We start from the raw sequence: 18,474 nt of genomic DNA, 5'->3' as shown, positions 1-18,474 counted from the left end.
AACTTTTTTCATACGCTCAGTAAATTTTTTATGTCATCAGGAAGCTCTAATTCAACCTGAACCATTTGCTCGGTAAAGGGATGCAGAAATTGTAAATGATGGCAATGCAGTGCTTGCCGCTTTATCAGCTCATGATTGCCCCCATAAAGATCATCTCCTATTAAGGGGTAACCAAGATGCGAAAAATGTACCCGGATTTGATGGGTGCGCCCTGTATGGAGCGTCACATCAACTAAAGCTAAACCGTTTTTTCTATCAGCAACTTCAAAAGTCGTCAGTGCAGATTTTGCTTGACCATCAAATCGAACTTGCCGCTGAATAATTGAATCATCGCGTCGACCAATCGGCCAATCCATCTTTCCTTTATCAGGCAAACCTTCAGAGGAAACGAGCGCAAAATAACGTTTTTCCAATGTATCTCGGTAACGATGCTGAACCATCAAAGCATGAGCATAACGATGTTTAGCAAAAAACATTAAGCCACTCGTATCACGATCTAACCGCGTAATGATATGGACCGTTTGATTTGGATAATTTTTCTGAGTAATGTATCCTTTTATCGCGTTGGACATGGCCCCTACCGGGTGAAGAGATCCTGTGATAGAAGGTTTTCCCGCTGGCTTTTCTACAACCAGATAATGTTCATCTTCAAAAAGGATGTTTAAGGGCACCTCCTCAGGGAGTAATTTCTCATTGTTAGGTTCATCTGGTACGGTAAGGGTCACGACATCATCTTTTCTAAGACGATAAATCGCATTTCTTTCTATACCATTTACTGAAATTCTACCTCCATCAAACTTTACCTTTGCGAGCAAGCGTTTGGAAATTCCATGACGTCCGAGCATTGACTTAACCATATTCCCGTCAATATCGTTTGTAAAGGAGAATTCCATTTATTCGACCTCCCCAATAAAAGCCTTACTTACACGTTCCCAAAATGAAGTATGTGCACAGTTGGCAAAAGAAATTGTCGTGCCATCTAAACTGTATTCGATAGATTTAATGTTTTTGTACTCAAAAGTTAATTGATCAAAAGTTAAACTGTAGTCATCTTCTGGGGCGGGGCAGACCGTGATAATATCCTTCTCAGCGACAATCATAGGCGAGCCCAGTGTACGGTAAACCACATTGTTAAGACTCGCAATCTCGGCTACTTGCATCGCCTTCACACGAGGGTGAACGACAGCACCACCAATCGACTTATTATAGGCAGTTGATCCCGTGGGAGTCGAAATAGAAAGACCATCTCCCCGAAAACGTTCAAAAAGATAATCAGAAATCCGTACGTCGCCCACCATTGTTTTGCTAGCTCGACGAATAGTTGATTCGTTAAGAACATGACGAACAATTTGGTAACCATCTGCAAAATTAACTTGAACTTTTATCAAGGGATAATGGATAGCTTTAGCTGGATTTTCTTCATATAGCGCATCTACTACTTCAAAAAGATCCTCATCAGTAAAATCTGTATAGAACCCCAAATGCCCCGTATGTACACCCAAAAATCTCACACGATTAAGCTGATATTCATACATATGCATGGCACGCAAAAGTGTCCCATCGCCGCCCACAGATATGACAATATCTGGATTAATATCATCGAAAAGGAAGTGCTCGGCTTTTAAAATCTTACTCAATTTTTCCATCGTTTTCTTCGATTTTTCACTCGTATTACCGATGAGCCAGATTTTTTTACCAAAGTTCATCTTCTTCTCCGTTTTCTTTCTTTATATCTTGTTTCTGTTGTGGACGATCAAAGAGCAGTTGAGCTTCTTGAATATCTTCACGTATTTCACCCATTTCTGCATCAAGCTGTGCTGCTTCTCTTGCTGCATTAGTCAGTCGCTCTTTAACATCTTCAGGAATCAAACCACCGTATTTGTAATTTAGAGAGTGCTCAATAGTCGCCCAAAAATTCATTGCTAAGGTACGTATCTGTATCTCAGCATTCACAATCTGGAAGCCATCAATAGTATCAATCGGATACTCGATGATTACATGATAAGAACGGTAACCAGAGGCTTTTTGATTGTTAATGTAATCGCGTTCCTCAATAATTTTGAAGTCTTTGCGCTTACGTAAAAGTTCTAGAACATCCCACACGTCGTCAACGAATTGAACCATTACTCGTATCCCGGCTAAATCTTCCATCTCATAGAGATTATCCCGTGTATAGCCACGTAACTTCGCTTTTTTTATAATTGAATCACGTCGTTTCACTCGACCAGTTACAAATTCAATTGGAGAATAAAGTCCCTTTTTTAAATATTGTTTCCGTACTCCTCGTAATTTTATTTTTAATTCACCAACAGTTTGGATATAAGGATCAAGAAATTCTTCCCAGTTAAACATCTATTTCACGCTGCAAAGCTATTACTTTACATTCTCCTTTCTGAGAATCTAGATTCTAAATTCATCAGTACTTCTATAATGCCACTTATAATATTTTAACACAACTTACGATTCTTGACATCTGTTACTATCTTATAGAAAAGCTCATCAGATCTATTCTTTAAGCCGTTATTTTTTATTATCTTTACTTCTATCGTGGGTTCTGCTATACTTTTAATTAATATATTGTTTATCAAATCTGAAAGGAATGATTATTTCGAACCGAAATAATCCTAATATTATTAAAAAATGAGCACGAATTTGGAGATTGAGTATAAGTCGCTACTATCCCTCGCAGAGTATGACCAGTTAAAAAAACTTTTCACTCATGTCACCCCCGTCAGACAGACAAACCACTACTTAGATTCTAAAGACTTTAAATTACGTAAGAAAAAACTTGCTTTACGGATCCGAACTTTCGACAAATCTGCTGAAATGACCTTAAAAGTGCCTCAAGAAGTTGGGAATATCGAATATAACATTGATCTTACCCTTGAGGAAGCACAACAGCTCCTTGGAGAACGCAACATTGTCTGTGGTCATACTGATTTAAGCGAAATTTGTGAAATTTTAACTGCACGAGATATCAATCTTGATGAAATTACACTTATCGGAAGTCTCACAACCATTCGTTATGAGCAACATTTACCAATAGGTCTTGCCGCTTTAGATAAAAATGACTATTTAGGACATACTGATTATGAGCTAGAATTGGAAGTAGATGATAATAAACAAGGAAAAAAAGATTTCTTCGAATTCTTGGAAAAAAATCGTGTGGAATATCGCTTTTCTAAGTCAAAAGTAGTCCGCTTTTTGGATTGCTTGCGTCACTTAAAAAAATAACCCTCAAAATCAATATCAAATCTTCAAATTGACAACTTCTACACAAAAAACCGCACTGTATCAGGCGGTTTTTTCAATGTGATGTAAATAATTTTGCAAAACGTTATGTGAACAATTTTCTACCTGTAAGCACTCTTCTTCCGTCATTATCAGAGCCGCTGGTGCGCCTTCAAATTCGTATTTACGAAACTGTTGGAGCATCAAAGACAGATGTTTTTTTGCAAAAGAACGATATTCTAAGAAGTCAGCAGTGGAAACTCCAATCTTACTCAATATTTTCTGACGCAGTTGTCCAGTATAATCTAAAATTGTTGATTCTTCCAATAATTCCTGGAGTAGCAGTAAGTAAAGTCGTCCTTGCTTTCTGCCGTAGAGATTAACGGTTAAAAAGTCCAGTGAAATCTTTTCTAGCCGATCATAACAAGCATTCAGTGAGCGTACGTCCTTTGGCAAATCTTGAGCATCTCTGAGAGCTTTGGCCGTTGCTAAAGTAACAATAGGATTAAGATACCAATCATTTTGATCGAAAGTCTCCATCCGATCCAATATTGGTGTAAAGTAATAATGAATCTCCAACATATAATTATTTCCTTGACTAAACTAATTTATTTAAGTGCGAATTTACTATAATTCTAAAGAATACATCTCGCGCTCACTTTTACCTATCTTTCAAGATTAAATCTAAGGATACTTCCCATTGAAGTTCTTCCCCTCAAACCATCTTAACAAAAAAAAGACAGTCACTCAAATAATATACAAAATGCCTTTTTATCTATTCTTACAAACTCTCTAATGCTTCTTTAACTTCAAGATTCGTTTGGGCAAATGCCTCCGAAAAATTTTTGTCCAATTCTTTCAAGTGACCCACACGCACACGTTTTACAAATTTTAAAGTCTTAAGTTTTTTTAAAAGATCAGGTAAATCCTCTTTGTCAGTATATAATAGACTATAATTAGATTTTTGGCTCGTATAAACTACATCACCATATTTAGCTAACTGGCGTGTTCCTTTATATGAATAGCAGTAAACATATACTGCTACCCGCTCCGGCACGATTAAGGGACGTGTTGTTTTCTTATCCATGATGTCCATGATGTCGCTCATGCCGTCCTCCTTTCAGTGGTAAATTTTCGTCTACATAAATATTGTCAGAAATACTTTGAGTGATTGCCTTGGTTAAATCTGATAAAATAGCTTGAACGTCGTTTTCAGCAAGGCGTAAAGCATAAACTTTATCGTTAGTATTGATTTCCTTTTGTAAGGCTCTCAATTCTGGGCGAAAAGCGATATATTTCTGATTTTCATTGAGCTGAGTGATTTTTTTTTGTAAGATTTCATCTTCAGTAAACTTAGTTTTAGCATGACGATAAGCCTCAACTTCGGGAAAGCAGCTAAAAGCTTGGACGATATTTTCAACTAAATCATCTATTTCTATGAGATCTTCATCAATGATTAACATACTTTTATTATAACATAAATGTGAAAAGCGAACATTGGCCATACCCAATTCCTAACAAATAAAATCAGACTTGAAACAAGAGAACCAATTTTGATATAATATTATTCATATTATTCAAAAATTATCAGAAAAATTAAAAGGAATTATCATGGAAAAAAATAAAGCTCCACAAAGAGGTCTGCAAAATCGTCATATACAACTTATTGCAATTGCGGGAACGATTGGTACTGGATTATTTCTTGGAGCGGGAAAAACCATAAGTATGACCGGTCCTTCCATACTCTTTGCGTATCTGGTTATTGGGGTAGCCATGTTCATCTTCCTGAGAACTATTGGAGAAATGCTCTATCAAGATCCAACACAACATAGCTTTCTCAACTTTGTTACCAAATATTCTGGTCCTCGATTAGGTTACTTTTCCCAATGGTCCTACTGGCTGGTCCTCGTTTTTGTTTGCATCTCCGAACTGACTGCAATTGGCACCTATATTCAGTTTTGGTTACCACACGTTCCTCTCTGGCTCATTGAAATTGTTGCATTACTTCTTTTATTTAGCTTAAATACTCTGAATGCTCGATTTTTCGGTGAAACTGAATTTTGGTTTGCGATTATCAAAGTAGCTGCTATTTTAGGAATGATTTTAACAGCTCTTATCTTACTGCTCAATCATTTTAGTTATACAACTGTCCTACATGGACAGCACTTCAATGGTTCTGTTTCTCTCTCCAATATCACTTATCACTTCCAGTTTTTTCCTAAAGGGGTATGGAATTTTATTGGTGCACTGCAAATGGTTATGTTCGCTTTTACTTCTATGGAATTCATTGGTATGACTGCTGCTGAGACCTCAAACCCACAACAGACTCTTCCTAAAGCGATTAATCAAATTCCTATTAGAATTCTGATTTTTTATGTGGGAGCGCTCCTTTCAATCATGGCAATTTTTGACTGGCATGTTCTTCCCGCTGATCGCTCTCCTTTTGTCATGGTTTTCCAACTTATTGGTATTAAGTGGGCAGCTGCTCTAGTGAATTTTGTTGTCCTTACTTCTGCTGCCTCTGCTCTAAACAGTTCCCTTTTTTCAGCTACTCGTAATATGTATTCCCTCGCACAGCAACATAACAAAGGAAGACTGGGTATTTTCACGACACTCTCCAAAAATGGTATTCCACTCAATTCCCTCTATTTAGTCACTGCTCTCGCTCTTTTTGGGCCCGTACTAACTTTAATCCCTCAAATACAAAATGCCTTTGATTTTGCAGCATCATGTACAACAAACTTATTTTTAGTCGTTTATTTCATACAACTTTATACTTTTTATAAGTATCGTAAATCACAAGATTTTGATCCGCAAGGTTTTCTGACTCCCAAAGCTAAATATTTTGTTCCCTTAGTTTTTCTTATTTTCATGCTCATCTTCATCTCGCTTTTCTTTAGCAAGGATACGCTCTACCCTGCTGTTGGCGCCGTAGTATGGACGATTTTCTTCGGACTCTTCTCCTACTTTAAAAGAATATAAAACTCTTCCAGCTGACTTACAAGATCGTGCATGAAAATCTCCTTAAAGTGGAGTATAATATTTCTTAAGGAGTATCTTATAAATGACTACAAAAGAAAACAAAACACCCACACGTGGGCTTAAAAATCGTCATATACAACTCATTGCAATTGCGGGAACAATAGGAACAGGTCTGTTCCTTGGAGCGGGAAAATCCATCCATCTTACTGGACCTTCTATTATTTTTGTTTATCTAGTCATCGGCGCATTGATGTTTGTGCTTCTACGTGCTATTGGTGAGATGTTATATCAAGACCCGAATCAACATTCTTTTTTAAATTTCGTTTCCCGTTATTTAGGGACCAAACCTGGTTACTTTATCCAATGGTCGTACCTCCTCGTTGTTGTCTTTGTAGCAATGGCTGAACTTACTGCGATCGGTACTTATATGCATTTTTGGCTCCCCGGTATCCCCGTCTGGATTACCGAAGTGGTAGTATTAGCCTTATTGACTGGTTTGAACACCCTCAACTCAAGATTTTTTGGGGAGGCAGAATTTTGGTTTGGGATGATCAAAATCGTAGCGATTATTGGTTTGATATTAACCGCCATCATTTTAATGTTCAGCCATTACCACTCTGGAGCAGACACTGTAAGTTTGCGAAATATTTCAGATGGCTTCCAGTTTTTTCCGAATGGTCTATCTAAATTTTTTGAAAGCTTTCAAATGGTCATGTTTGCTTTCGTAGCAATGGAATTTATCGGAATGACTGCTGCAGAAACTGAAAATCCTAGAACTACTTTAAAGAAGGCGATTAATCAAATCCCAATTCGGATTGTTTTATTTTATATAGGGGCTTTGTTAGCAATTATGAGTATCTATCGGTGGCAAGAAATCCCAGCGGACCAGTCACCCTTTGTTATGATTTTCCAATTAATAGGGATTAAATGGGCAGCAGCTCTAATTAATTTTGTGGTGCTCACCTCCGCAGCATCAGCTTTAAATTCAGCTCTCTTTTCTACAACACGAAATTTATATTCTTTATCTAAAATAAATGGCGATAAAATTTTAAAGCCTTTTACTAAGTTTTCAAAATCTGGCATTCCTCTCAATGCACTGCTTTGCACCGCTATATTGATTTTATTAACGCCGTTCATTTCGATGATACCTGCAATTTCTAATGCTTTTGTTTTTATCACAAGTGTAGCCACAAATCTCTTCTTAGTTGTTTATTTAATGACCCTACTTGCTTATTTGAAATATCGGAAATCGAATGATTTCGATCCAGAAGGATTCGTTCTTCCGGGTGCATCTTTCTTTGTACCTATAGCAATAGGAGGTTTTATTTTAATTTTCATCTCTCTCTTTTTCTTCAAAGATACTGTTGTTCCAGCAATTGGTTCAGTTATTTGGATTGTAATTTTTGGCTTAATAACCTTCTTTAGAAAAACAAAAACAGCTGAATAAACAGCTGTTTTTTTAGTCTTCAAGTTCTAGTTCAATTTCTTCTGATTCTGCTGAATCAGTCTTTTTAGCTTTAGAGGTTTTCGTTTTAGCAGTTGTCCCATCGTTCGTCTCCTCTACACCCTCTGTGTCGCCTAAGAGACCATGTGTAGAACGAATTTTGTGGTCGATTTCATCAAAAATTTCTTGATGTTCCTTGAGGAATGCTTTAGCTTTTTCAGCTCCTTGACCAATTTTCTCATCGTTGTAAGCAAACCAAGCCCCTGATTTCTTGATAATCCCCTCATCGACAGCAATTTTTAGTAATTCACCTGTTTTTGAGATTCCTTCACCAAACATAATATCAACTAATGCGACTTTGAATGGTGGAGCGACTTTATTTTTTACAACTTTGATTTTTGTTTCTTTACCCACTTGAGTCTTATTATCGCCAGACCCTTCTTCAATCTTTGTTGATCCACGAACATCAAGACGTACAGATGCATAGAATTTCAACGCACGACCACCAGGTGTTGTTTCTGGCGAACCAAACATAACCCCAACTTTTTCACGCAATTGGTTGATGAAAATTGCTGTTGTTTTTGTTTTATTAATATGTCCTGCAAGTTTACGCATGGCTTGTGACATCATACGAGCTTGAAGCCCAACTGAACTGTCACCAATTTCACCGTCAATTTCGGCTTTAGGTACCAAAGCTGCAACTGAGTCAATAACAACCAAGTCAACTGCACCAGATGTAATCAATTTTTCAGCAATCTGAAGCCCTTGTTCACCATAGTCTGGTTGTGAAAGTAAAAGTTCATCGATATTGACACCGAGCGCTTTTGCATATTCTGGGTCAAGCGCATTTTCAGCATCGATAAAGGCTGCAATGCCACCTTCTTTTTGAACCGCTGCAACGGCATGAAGCGCAACTGTTGTTTTACCAGAAGATTCTGGTCCATAGATTTCAACGATACGTCCTTTAGGATAACCACCTGCACCAAGCGCAATATCAAGTGCAAGTGAGCCTGAACTTACTACTGACACTTTTTGGTTGGCTGCTTCGCCAAGACGCATAAGTGAACCTTTCCCAAAGTCTTTTTCAATCAGAGCAAGTGCATCTGCCAAAGCTTTGTCACGCTCAGCGCCATATTTTTTGGTAATATCATCAAAATTTGTTTTTTTCTTTGTTGCCAAATTTTATCTCCGTTATTCTTTATTATGGTTTAATTATAGCATTTTTCGAGACTTTTTATAAGCCCTCTATACTTTATCTATACGTTTTTATCTTACATTTGTCACTTTTAATTTAATTTTTAAAATTCTTGATTCAAGGGTAATTCGCGTTCAAAAGTTAGACGAACTGATCAAGCTGTCAGCCAATTTTTATTTGACAAGTTGGGCAAAAATGGGTACCCCGACCTCCAACTTTAATTTTTTGAATTTTTGTTCCGCACCGAGAACAAGGAGTTTCTGCTTTTCCGTAGACTTGCAATTCATCTTGCATTTTCCCAGTTGTGCCTAGGGCACTATAAGTTCGAATGCTCGATCCACCTAAGCGAACAGCTTTTTGTAATAGCTCTATGATTGCGTCGTGTAACTCATGCACGGATCTGTCATCAAGTAGATTTGCTCGTGTTTCGGGATGGATTTTAGAATACCAAAGGGCCTCATCAACATAAATATTTCCCAAACCTGTGACAAGGCTTTGTTCCAATAGATAAGGTTTTATCTTTTTCGTCGATTTTTTTAATTTTTCTCTGAATATCTCTTCATCGAATGCTTCATAAGTAGGCTCTGGACCAATTTTCTTTTGAAGAAAGTAGCTGACCAATTGGTCAGTAAGTATAAGCTCCCAAGTTCCAAACTTACGAACGTCAGAGTAGATCAACTGCTTATCATCAAATTTAATTGACAAATGGTCATGTTTTCTCAAGGGCTCATCAAGCACCGCAAGACGATATTTCCCCTCCATTCTCAGATGTGAAATTAAGCGCCAGTGCTCTCCGATTTCAAAGATTAAATACTTGCCACGTCGTGAAATTCCTGTAATTGTTTGCCCTTGCAAGGTTTTTTGAAGTTGTTCAAATCCCGTTAAAACCATCCGGGGATACGTCGCCTCAATCCCTCGAATAGGTAGACCAACTACTTCTTTCTCCAGTCCTCGTCTGACTGTTTCAACTTCTGGTAATTCTGGCATAGTCACCTCCCTCCTCGAAAACTACTGACTAGTCTGTCAGTAAAAAAACGGCAAAACCAGCACCGCTCCTCCTTTAAAACATCTCTTATCCTTCTTTTTCTCTCTATGAATTGAGAACGATAATACCTCTATTTTAAAGGTCCCCTTTTTTAGGGGCCAGTGACTATTTTACCATTTCTTATACAATTTTTTGTCTTTTGACTTTTGAAAATTACTTTCCAGAATCACCATAATTTGATAAAACGCGAGCTGATGGGTCAGTAACTTCTGCCCCAACCCAATCGCGATTAGGCATCCAAAAATCAAGAATCCAATCTTCATATCCTGGATAAAATTCTTCAAAAATCTCACGATACATCAATGATTCTTTGGTAAATGGTGTATGTTTTGGATACTTTTCACTGGCCTTTGCCAAGTCATCATCAGAATATTTTTCGTCAGCAAATTCTTTTAAATAGTCAACCATTGAATGACCAACAGCGTCAGAAAAAGCAGCTTTTTCTCTGAATAAAATCTCATCTGGTAATAGTTCAGTCCCTTCAAAAGCATGACGCAAGAGATATTTCCCTTTGCCATAAGTATTCAATTTTCTGCTGGGATTAATAGACATGACATAGGCCGCAAAATCCAAATCAGCAAAAGGAACACGCGCTTCAAGAGAATGAGCCGCTAAACAGCGGTCAGCCCGCAGGACGTCATACATATAAAGTTCATGCACTCGTTTTTGAGCTTCTTTTTGAAAGGCACCAGCTGATGGAGCAAAGTCAGTATATTTATAACCAAACATTTCATCAGAAACTTCACCAGTCATCAAAACTTTCAGTTCTGTATTCTCGTGAATATATTTACAGATTAAATACATGCCAATAGAAGCCCGAATCGTTGTGATATCCCATGTTTCTAAGTGCCAAATCACTTCACGGACTGATGAAAGGACATCTTCTTTTGTCATCAGAATTTCGGTATGGTCAGTTCGTAAGAAATCTGCCACTTCACGAGCATATTTCAAATCAATCGGATCGGTTTCCATTCCAATAGCAAAGGTTTTGATTGGACTTTCTAATTCCTTAGCTGCAATCGCACAAACCAATGATGAATCTAACCCCCCTGACAAGAGATAGCCCATTGGAGCATCTGCATGAAGACGTTTTTTGACTGCACGTTCCAATTTGCGACGAATATGTCCTGAAATTTCAGCCAAAGGTTCTTCAACAATTGTTGAAACCTCAGCAATGTCATTAAAAACATGAAATTCACCATTGGCATAGTAGTAACCTGGAGGAAATGGTGTCACATCATTACATGTTGAAATTAGTGCTTTGGCTTCAGAAGAAAAACAAATTTTTCCAGTTACTTTATTATAACCATAAAAAAGTGGACGAATTCCAAAGGGGTCACGAGCAGCAAAAATTTCAGCAGTGTTTTCATCAACCAAGACAAAAGCAAATTCAGCATCGAGCATTTTTACCATTGTTTCGATTCCAGCAGTTTCAAAAAGTGGTAAAAGAACCTCACAGTCAGAATCACCAATAAATTTATAACCTTTTGTTTCCAAGAACTTACGGAGACTTAAAAAGTTATAGATTTCACCATTACACATCACTCTTTTGCCATTTAAACCAAAAGGCTGACGTCCCAAGTCTGATAAATCCATGATTGAAAGCCGGCAAAACCCAAAATCATTTCCCAAAGTATCACGAACATGCTGTTGGTCATCCGGTCCTCGATGCTCAATCAATTCCAAATTCCTTTTAAAGTCTTCCTCTGTTAAATCAGACAACTCCATAAATAAAAATCCGCACATAATATCCCCCAAATAATTATAATTTTCAACATTATATCACAATTATCTGTAAATTTCATAATAAAATAAAAAAATAGCGAAGCTTCGCTATTTTCATTACATATAATCATCACGATTGTAGCCAAAGTCCGCTAAATCCATTTTTCGGTCGCGCCAATCATTTTTGATTTTAACCCAAGTTTCAAGATAAACTTTATCCCCAAGCATAATTTCAATATCTCGACGCGCCATTTTCCCGATTTTACGAATCATATCGCCGCCTTTACCAAGAATGATTCCTTTTTGGCTCTTGCGTTCAACAATAATTGTTGCCATGATATGAATCTTACCCGTTTCTTCATCACGCGTCATTTGATCAGTAGTGACCGCGATTGAATGTGGAACTTCTTCCCGAGTTAATAATAAGATTTTTTCACGAATCATTTCTGAAACAAGAAAACGCTCAGGATGGTCAGTGATTTGATCTTCTGGGAAATATTGAGGACCCTCGTCCAATTTTTCAGAGAGCGTATCAATTAATCTTTCTGTATTATTCCCTTGTTTAGCTGAGATGGGGACCACTTCAGAAAACTCCATTTGTGAAGTATAATCGGCTACAATTTCAAAAAGACGGTCAGGATGAATTTTATCAATTTTATTGACGACCAAAATGACAGGAACTTCTGCCTTTTTCAAGCGCTCAATAATCATATTTTCACCGGTTGAACGTGGTTCATCAGCCGCAACCATGAACAAAACGACATCACATTCACGTAAAGTCGAATAAGCAGATTGAACCATGAAATCGCCTAAAGCATTGTGTGGTTTGTGAATACCTGGCGTATCAATGAAAACAATTTGTTCATTTTCTGTAGTATAAATGCCTTGAATTTTATTTCTTGTTGTTTGAGGTTTATCTGACATGATGGCAATTTTTTGTCCCATCACGTGGTTCATAAATGTTGATTTTCCAACATTTGGACGACCTAAAATCGCCACAAATCCTGATTTAAATTTGTTATTTGTCATAGCGCTATTATAGCATAAAATCAGTTATTTTAAAGCAACATTCTCAAAGAAGAGCGAGGAAGGTTTACTGATGGACCGGTCAGCAATCTGAAGTTAAAAAATTCACTGACAGCTCGGTCAGTGAATTTTTATTAGTCTTATTTATCGCCACGGCTACGCATTACGAAGCCAGCTGATTTTTCTGTACCAGTGGTACGTTTACGAGGAGTTTTTTCTCCTTGTTTACGATCGTCAAAACGACGGTCATCACGTTTTCCACGGTAACCGCCACGGTTATCATCACGGTCTTTCCAGTTGCGTTTACGATCTCCACCGCGTTCGCCATCTTTACCATCACGATTGCCACGGTAGCCGCCACGGTTTCCATCACGGTCACCATTTCCACGACCTTTATAGCGTCCGCCGCCACCTTTACCTTTTTTCTTGAAGCCTTTTCCTTCACCATTAAATGGCAATGGACGTTCAGCTGTAATCTTAACTTCTTCTTGATTATCAGGGTCTTTTACGCGACCTTGAAGAAGTAAAGCAACCAATTCTTTAGCATCAAATTTTTCAAGTAGGCTCGCTGCTTGTTTGTCAAATTTAGCCAATTTTGCTTTAGCTGAGTCATCAGACAAATCACGAAGCACATCATCCATAGCTACTGAGAGTGAAGCTTCATAAGCTTCTTCTTTTGTAGGTGGTTTCAAGCCTTTCATTGGTTTGTTTGTCAACTTTTCAATGGCACGAAGGTAACCCATTTCGTTGTATGAAACAAATGTTACTGAACGTCCTGATTTACCAGCACGACCGGTACGACCAATCCGGTGAACATAGCTTTCTTGGTCTTGAGTAATGTCGTAGTTATAAACGTGAGTCACTCCTGACACGTCGAGTCCACGAGCGGCAACGTCAGTTGCCACCAAAACGTCAATGTGTCCTGCTTTGAAATCACGCAATACGGCCAAACGTTTATTTTGGTCTAAATCACCGTGCATTCCTTCAGCACGGTAACCGCGCAATTTAAGCCCACGAATCAATTCGTCAACACGGCGTTTTGTACGACCGAAAACAATTGCAAGTTCTGGACGTTCCACATCAAGCAAACGAGTCAAAACATCAAATTTTTCAAATTCTTTTGTTTTCACATAATATTGATCAATACGGTCAGCCGTCATTTCTTTGGCTGCAATTTTGATGTGTTCAGGATTTTTCATGAATTTCACACCAATTTTTTTGATGTCGGCAGGCATTGTTGCAGAAAAGAGCAATGTTTGACGATTTTCTGGTGTTTTTTCAATGATGAAATGGATGTCTTCCAAAAATCCCATGTTCAACATTTCATCTGCTTCATCAAGAATTAAAGTTTCAAGTTGATCCAATTTAATTGCTTTACGTTTAATCAAGTCAACCAAACGTCCTGGTGTTCCCACAACAATATGTGCACCAGCTTTAAGGCCTTTAATTTGTTTTTCAATACTTGAACCACCAAAGACAGTACGAACTTTAAGTCCTTTTGATTTACCAAAACGGAAAAGTTCTTCTTGTCCTTGAACCGCAAGTTCACGGGTTGGCGCAATAACAAGTGCTTGAATCGCTGGATTAGAAGCATCAATTTTTTCAATTGTTGGAAGACCAAATGCCGCTGTTTTACCAGTTCCTGTTTGCGCTTGACCTAGAACGTCACGCCCTTCAAGTGCAAGTTTTATTGTTTGTTCTTGGATTGGTGTTGGTTGCTCATAACCAATCTCTGTAAGTGTATTTACGATTCCTTCTGACAGGCCGAGTTCACTAAATTTCATTTTTTACCTATATTTCTACTGCGTGTTCCCACGCCAAAATTTTTATTACAGGGTACGAAACCCTTGCTACAGGCGAAATTTATGTGACTCGCCTGACGTAACTTACCTATTATAGCACACTTTTTTCGCTGAAAATGCTTACGCCATTTATTTTTTTAAATTATTTTTCATTAAAAAGTTACTGACAGCTCTGTCAGTAACTTCTTAACATGTATTTTAAAAGTTAAAAGCAGTCTTAAACGCTCTTTAAATCTTACACCGAAAACTGTTCTAGCAATTCCACATCAGGATATTTATCTTGGAACCAGCGCATGGCAAACTCATTTTCAAACAAGAATAAAGGGTGGTCAAAACGATCTCGTGCCAAAATATTACGTGAACTAGACATCTTTTCGTCCAAATCTTCTTCTTTAATCCAACGTACTGTTTTTGACCCCATTGGTGTCATGATAGTTTCAGAATTATATTCGCGTTCCATTCGGTCTTTAAAGACTTCAAATTGAAGTTGCCCAACCGCGCCAAGCATGATATCACCAGTTGTATAAGATTTGTAAAGCTGAATGGCTCCTTCTTGTACCAATTGGTCAATGCCTTTTTGAAAAGATTTTTGTTTCATCACATTTTTGGCTTGAACACGCATGAACAATTCAGGAGTAAATGTTGGCAATGGCTCAAAAGCTTTTTTCAATTTACCTGTGGTTAAGGTATCCCCAACCTGATAAGTTCCAGTATCATAAACCCCAATAATATCACCAGCTACAGCATTCTCAACATTTTCTCGCGATTCAGCCATAAATTGTGTGACATTTGAGAGTTTCACTTTCTTACCCATCCGAACAAGATTAACATCCATTCCTCGTTCAAATTCACCAGATACAATCCGAACAAACGCAATTCGGTCACGGTGACGTGGGTCCATATTGGCTTGGATTTTGAAAATGAAACCAGAAAAATCAGGATTTAACGGTTCAATTTCTTCCTCATCTACCGTTTTATGTGAATGAGGTTCTGGTGCGTATTCTAAAAAGGTTTCAAGGAAAGTTTCTACCCCAAAACTCGTTAAAGCCGAACCGAAGAAAACAGGAGTCAATTGCCCTGCAACAACTTCTTCCTCAGAAAATTGATTTCCAGCATCCAAAAGTAATTCAGCATCTTCTAAAGCTTGAGTAAAGAATGGATTTTTTGTCAAAGGATGACTAGTCGGCACTTCCCCATTTTCATCAAATTCAACAAAACGTTTGCCATCCTCAGGTTGATAAACTTCCACACGACCATGCGTAAAATCATAAAGCCCTTGGAAATTTTTCCCCATTCCGATTGGCCAATTCATTGGTACACTAGCAATGCCAAGAATTTCTTCCAATTCAGAAAGCAAATCAAGCGGTTCACGCCCATCACGGTCAAGTTTATTAATGAATGTGAAAACTGGAATCCCTCTGCGTTTTACAACTTGGAAAAGTTTTTTCGTTTGTGCTTCAATCCCTTTAGCACTATCGATAACCATGACCGCAGCATCAACCGCCATCAATGTCCGATAAGTATCTTCTGAGAAATCTTCGTGCCCGGGCGTGTCCAAAATATTAACACGTTTGCCTGCATAATCAAATTGCATGACAGAACTTGTTACAGAAATTCCACGTTCTTTTTCAATATCCATCCAGTCTGACTTAGCAAAATTACCCGTTTTCCGAGCTTTTACAGTCCCCGCTTCCCGAATGGCTCCCCCAAATTTCAATAATTGTTCTGTAATCGTCGTCTTACCAGCATCCGGGTGACTGATGATAGCAAAAGTCCGACGTTTTTTTATTTCTTCTTGTAAAGTCATTTATACTCTCTTTTTCTTTAATTATTCATTTATATTTTTAATTTATTTTACATTGGTTAAGCCTCAAAAAAATAGTTCTTTTAATTATATCAAAATTTGCTCTGATTTTATAGTTGATTTTTATAAATTTTAGCAACAAACTAAAGCGTTAAAAAATTCATCCGATGGGTAATTAAACAAAAGAAAAAACAATCAGCAAACCTAATTGTTTTATCATTAAATTTTTTATTTATACAGTAGCGTTTTTCTTGTAAATTTCTGCCTCTGCCTCTGTTGAAAAGACAAAATGTCCTGGGGTAATTTCCCGCATTTCCCGTTCTTGTCCATCCAATTCAGCCGTTGGGTCATAAACAATTGGAGTACGTTCCCGCTCAGAAATGGGATCTGGTGACGGAATTGAACTCAACAAACTCTTAGTATAAGGATGAATTGGATGATTGTAAACTTGCTCAGAAGTTCCAACTTCCAAAATTTTACCCCAGTGCATGACTCCAATTCGGTCAGAAATATATTTAACCATCGATAAATCATGAGCAATAAACAAGTAAGTCAAATTTTCTTTTGCTTGAATATCTCTCATCAAATTAACAACCTGAGCTTGAATTGAAACATCAAGCGCAGAAATAGGTTCATCAGCTACGACAAATTTAGGTTTTACGGCAAGTGCACGCGCAATCCCAATCCGTTGACGTTGTCCGCCAGAAAACTCATGAGGATAACGCGTCAAATGGTCATCATTCAACCCAACTAAACGTAAGAGTTCCAATACACGAGCATCACGTTCAGCCTTAGTTTTTACCAAACCATTGGCATCAAGTCCTTCAGCGACGATATCTTTGACGCGCATTCGTCCATTAAGCGAAGCCTGAGGATCTTGGAAAATCATTTGTGCTTCTGAACGGTAATCACGCAAATCTGATCCTTTTAAATTACGAACATCTTTACCTTCAAAGAGAATTTCTCCACCAGTAATGAAATTATCATAAAGTTTAAGAATTGCTCGACCAATTGTTGTCTTACCCGAACCCGATTCACCAACCAATCCAAAAGTTTCTCCCTCATAAATATCCAGAGAAACGTTGTTAATGGCCTTGTTTGCACCTTTTTTGCCTTTATTAAAAGTCAAATCAAGGTTCTTCAATTCAATTACTTTTTTACGTTCAGGCATCACTTTCCCCTTTCAATTCTTCCCAGCGTTTCCAGCGTGCTAAGATATTATCAGAAGGCGTCACCTTCGGTGCTCGTGGGTCTAAAAGCCAAGTTTTGGCAAAATGAGTGGGAGAAACTTCAAAATAAGGAGGTTCTTCCTCAAAGTCTACCGCTAAGGCAAATTTATTGCGTGCTGCAAAAGCATCGCCTTTGGGCGGATTTAACAAATCTGGTGGAGTACCTGGAATAGAAACCAAGCGATCTACCGAAGAATCAACCGTCGGCATAGAATCCAGAAGTCCCCAAGTATATGGATGTTGGGGATTATAGAAAATTTCTTCAACTGTCCCATATTCTACAATTTCTCCTGCGTACATCACGGCTACTTTGTGTGCAAATCCAGCAACTACACCAAGGTCGTGGGTAATGAAGACAATTGATGAATTAATTCTTTCTTGCAATTCGGCCATCATATGCATAATTTGCGCTTGAATGGTTACATCTAAGGCTGTTGTTGGTTCATCTGCAATTAAAACTTCAGGGTCAGCCGCAAGAGCGATTGCAATTACCGCACGCTGGCGCATCCCCCCTGACCATTGGTGAGGGTAATCATTAATATGTTGCTCAGCATCAGGGATACCTACTTGTTGCATCAATTCTAAGGCACGCTTCATTGCTGCAGCTTTACTCATGCCTTTATTATGTTTTAACATTGGCTCAGCAATTTGTTTGCCAATACGCATGGTAGGGTCCAATGAAGTCATCGGATCCTGAAAAATCATTGAAATTTCATTTCCACGAATTTTTTGCCATTCTTCTTCTTTTAAATCCAGCAAGTTCCGCCCCTTGAAGAGCAACTCTCCCTCTGGAATTTCTGCATTCTTTGCATTTAGCCCCATCAATGTTTTTGTCGTTACTGATTTTCCAGAGCCTGATTCGCCAACAATTGCTAGCGTCTGCCCTTTTTCTAAATCAAAAGAAACATTTCGAATTGCTTTTACATCTCCAGCGTAAGTGTGGAAATTGACATGCAAATTTTTTACTTCTAATACTTTTTCTTCTGTCATT

Annotated in this window: 17 protein-coding genes; 3 read left to right on the top strand and 14 right to left on the bottom strand. The window is 38.0% G+C overall.

The features are described from left to right. Nucleotides 1-8 precede the first annotated feature (8 nt). Genes JW886_RS02750 through JW886_RS02740 form a run of 3 tightly spaced genes read right to left on the bottom strand, consistent with a single transcriptional unit; the run spans nt 9 to nt 2,352 of the window. Complete coding sequence (locus JW886_RS02750) at nt 9-893, bottom strand: RluA family pseudouridine synthase (RefSeq protein WP_205872259.1); 885 nt, start codon at nt 891-893, stop codon at nt 9-11. Then, the gene (locus tag JW886_RS02745) at nt 894-1,706 is read right to left on the bottom strand and encodes an NAD kinase (RefSeq protein WP_075524818.1); all 813 of its coding nucleotides are present in this window, start codon (nt 1,704-1,706) and stop codon (nt 894-896) included. It abuts the gene before it with no gap. Further along, nucleotides 1,693-2,352, bottom strand: a complete 660-nt coding sequence (locus JW886_RS02740) for a GTP pyrophosphokinase (RefSeq protein ID WP_075524819.1) — start codon at nt 2,350-2,352, stop codon at nt 1,693-1,695. The genes JW886_RS02745 and JW886_RS02740 overlap by 14 nt, the downstream gene beginning before the upstream one ends. A gap of 288 nt (nt 2,353-2,640) precedes the next feature. Here JW886_RS02740 and JW886_RS02735 point away from each other — a divergent pair, with 288 nt between their 5' ends. Beyond that, entirely contained in the window at nt 2,641-3,234 is a 594-nt protein-coding gene (locus JW886_RS02735; RefSeq protein WP_075524820.1) for a CYTH domain-containing protein, read from the top strand. Between the two features lie 60 nt (nt 3,235-3,294). Here the strand turns inward: JW886_RS02735 and JW886_RS02730 are convergent, their stop codons facing one another. The 3 genes from JW886_RS02730 to JW886_RS02720 all read right to left on the bottom strand — a co-directional run bounded on the left by JW886_RS02730 (nt 3,295) and on the right by JW886_RS02720 (nt 4,694). Then, the gene (locus JW886_RS02730; protein WP_205271707.1) at nt 3,295-3,813 is read right to left on the bottom strand and encodes a dithiol-disulfide isomerase; all 519 of its coding nucleotides are present in this window, start codon (nt 3,811-3,813) and stop codon (nt 3,295-3,297) included. 199 nt (nt 3,814-4,012) lie between these two features. Next, on the bottom strand, nt 4,013-4,327 hold the full coding sequence (locus JW886_RS02725; RefSeq protein WP_196756710.1) for a DUF2129 domain-containing protein: 315 nt from the start codon (nt 4,325-4,327) through the stop codon (nt 4,013-4,015). Next, a complete protein-coding gene (locus JW886_RS02720; protein ID WP_200407055.1) occupies nt 4,311-4,694 on the bottom strand; it encodes a YlbF/YmcA family competence regulator in 384 nt (127 codons plus the stop codon). Before JW886_RS02720 ends, JW886_RS02725 begins: the two co-directional genes overlap by 17 nt. Before the next feature lie 148 nt (nt 4,695-4,842). On the opposite strand from JW886_RS02720, the gene JW886_RS02715 reads away from it, so the two are divergent. Together JW886_RS02715 and JW886_RS02710 are read left to right on the top strand one after the other, a co-directional pair. Beyond that, the gene (locus JW886_RS02715) at nt 4,843-6,213 is read left to right on the top strand and encodes an amino acid permease (RefSeq protein WP_075524823.1); all 1,371 of its coding nucleotides are present in this window, start codon (nt 4,843-4,845) and stop codon (nt 6,211-6,213) included. Between the two features lie 82 nt (nt 6,214-6,295). Next, nucleotides 6,296-7,660, top strand: coding sequence for an amino acid permease (locus JW886_RS02710; protein ID WP_205872258.1), 1,365 nt, complete (start codon nt 6,296-6,298; stop codon nt 7,658-7,660). A 12-nt stretch (nt 7,661-7,672) separates the two neighbouring features. Here the strand turns inward: JW886_RS02710 and recA are convergent, their stop codons facing one another. From recA to JW886_RS02670, 8 genes are all read right to left on the bottom strand, one after another. Beyond that, nucleotides 7,673-8,836, bottom strand: a complete 1,164-nt coding sequence (recA, locus tag JW886_RS02705) for a recombinase RecA (protein WP_200407054.1) — start codon at nt 8,834-8,836, stop codon at nt 7,673-7,675. A gap of 178 nt (nt 8,837-9,014) precedes the next feature. Beyond that, entirely contained in the window at nt 9,015-9,839 is an 825-nt protein-coding gene (gene mutM, locus JW886_RS02700) for a DNA-formamidopyrimidine glycosylase (protein WP_205872257.1), read from the bottom strand. A gap of 211 nt (nt 9,840-10,050) precedes the next feature. After that, on the bottom strand, nt 10,051-11,643 hold the full coding sequence (gene asnB, locus JW886_RS02695) for an asparagine synthase B (protein WP_205872256.1): 1,593 nt from the start codon (nt 11,641-11,643) through the stop codon (nt 10,051-10,053). 96 nt (nt 11,644-11,739) lie between these two features. Further along, entirely contained in the window at nt 11,740-12,651 is a 912-nt protein-coding gene (gene era, locus JW886_RS02690; RefSeq protein ID WP_003131632.1) for a GTPase Era, read from the bottom strand. Between the two features lie 137 nt (nt 12,652-12,788). Continuing rightward, nucleotides 12,789-14,432: a degradosome RNA helicase CshA gene (gene cshA, locus JW886_RS02685; RefSeq protein ID WP_075524829.1), complete on the bottom strand. Its 1,644-nt coding sequence runs from the start codon at nt 14,430-14,432 to the stop codon at nt 12,789-12,791. Nucleotides 14,433-14,685: 253 nt separating this feature from the next. Beyond that, the gene (locus JW886_RS02680) at nt 14,686-16,257 is read right to left on the bottom strand and encodes a peptide chain release factor 3 (protein WP_205872255.1); all 1,572 of its coding nucleotides are present in this window, start codon (nt 16,255-16,257) and stop codon (nt 14,686-14,688) included. 229 nt (nt 16,258-16,486) lie between these two features. Continuing rightward, nucleotides 16,487-17,428 carry an ABC transporter ATP-binding protein gene (locus JW886_RS02675; protein WP_275888377.1) on the bottom strand — a complete coding sequence of 314 codons (942 nt, stop codon included), beginning with the start codon at nt 17,426-17,428 and terminating at the stop codon, nt 16,487-16,489. Further along, nucleotides 17,418-18,473 (bottom strand): ABC transporter ATP-binding protein, encoded by a 1,056-nt coding sequence (locus tag JW886_RS02670; protein ID WP_205872254.1) that lies wholly within the window; start codon nt 18,471-18,473, stop codon nt 17,418-17,420. The genes JW886_RS02675 and JW886_RS02670 overlap by 11 nt, the downstream gene beginning before the upstream one ends. Between the last annotated feature and the right edge of the window lies 1 nt (nt 18,474).

This window comes from Lactococcus taiwanensis (assembly GCF_017068355.1).
GTDB classification, from domain to species: Bacteria; Bacillota; Bacilli; order Lactobacillales; family Streptococcaceae; genus Lactococcus; species Lactococcus taiwanensis.
The sequence above is the reverse complement of the archived record's forward strand: the minus strand, read 5'-3'. Positions and strand labels throughout refer to the sequence as shown.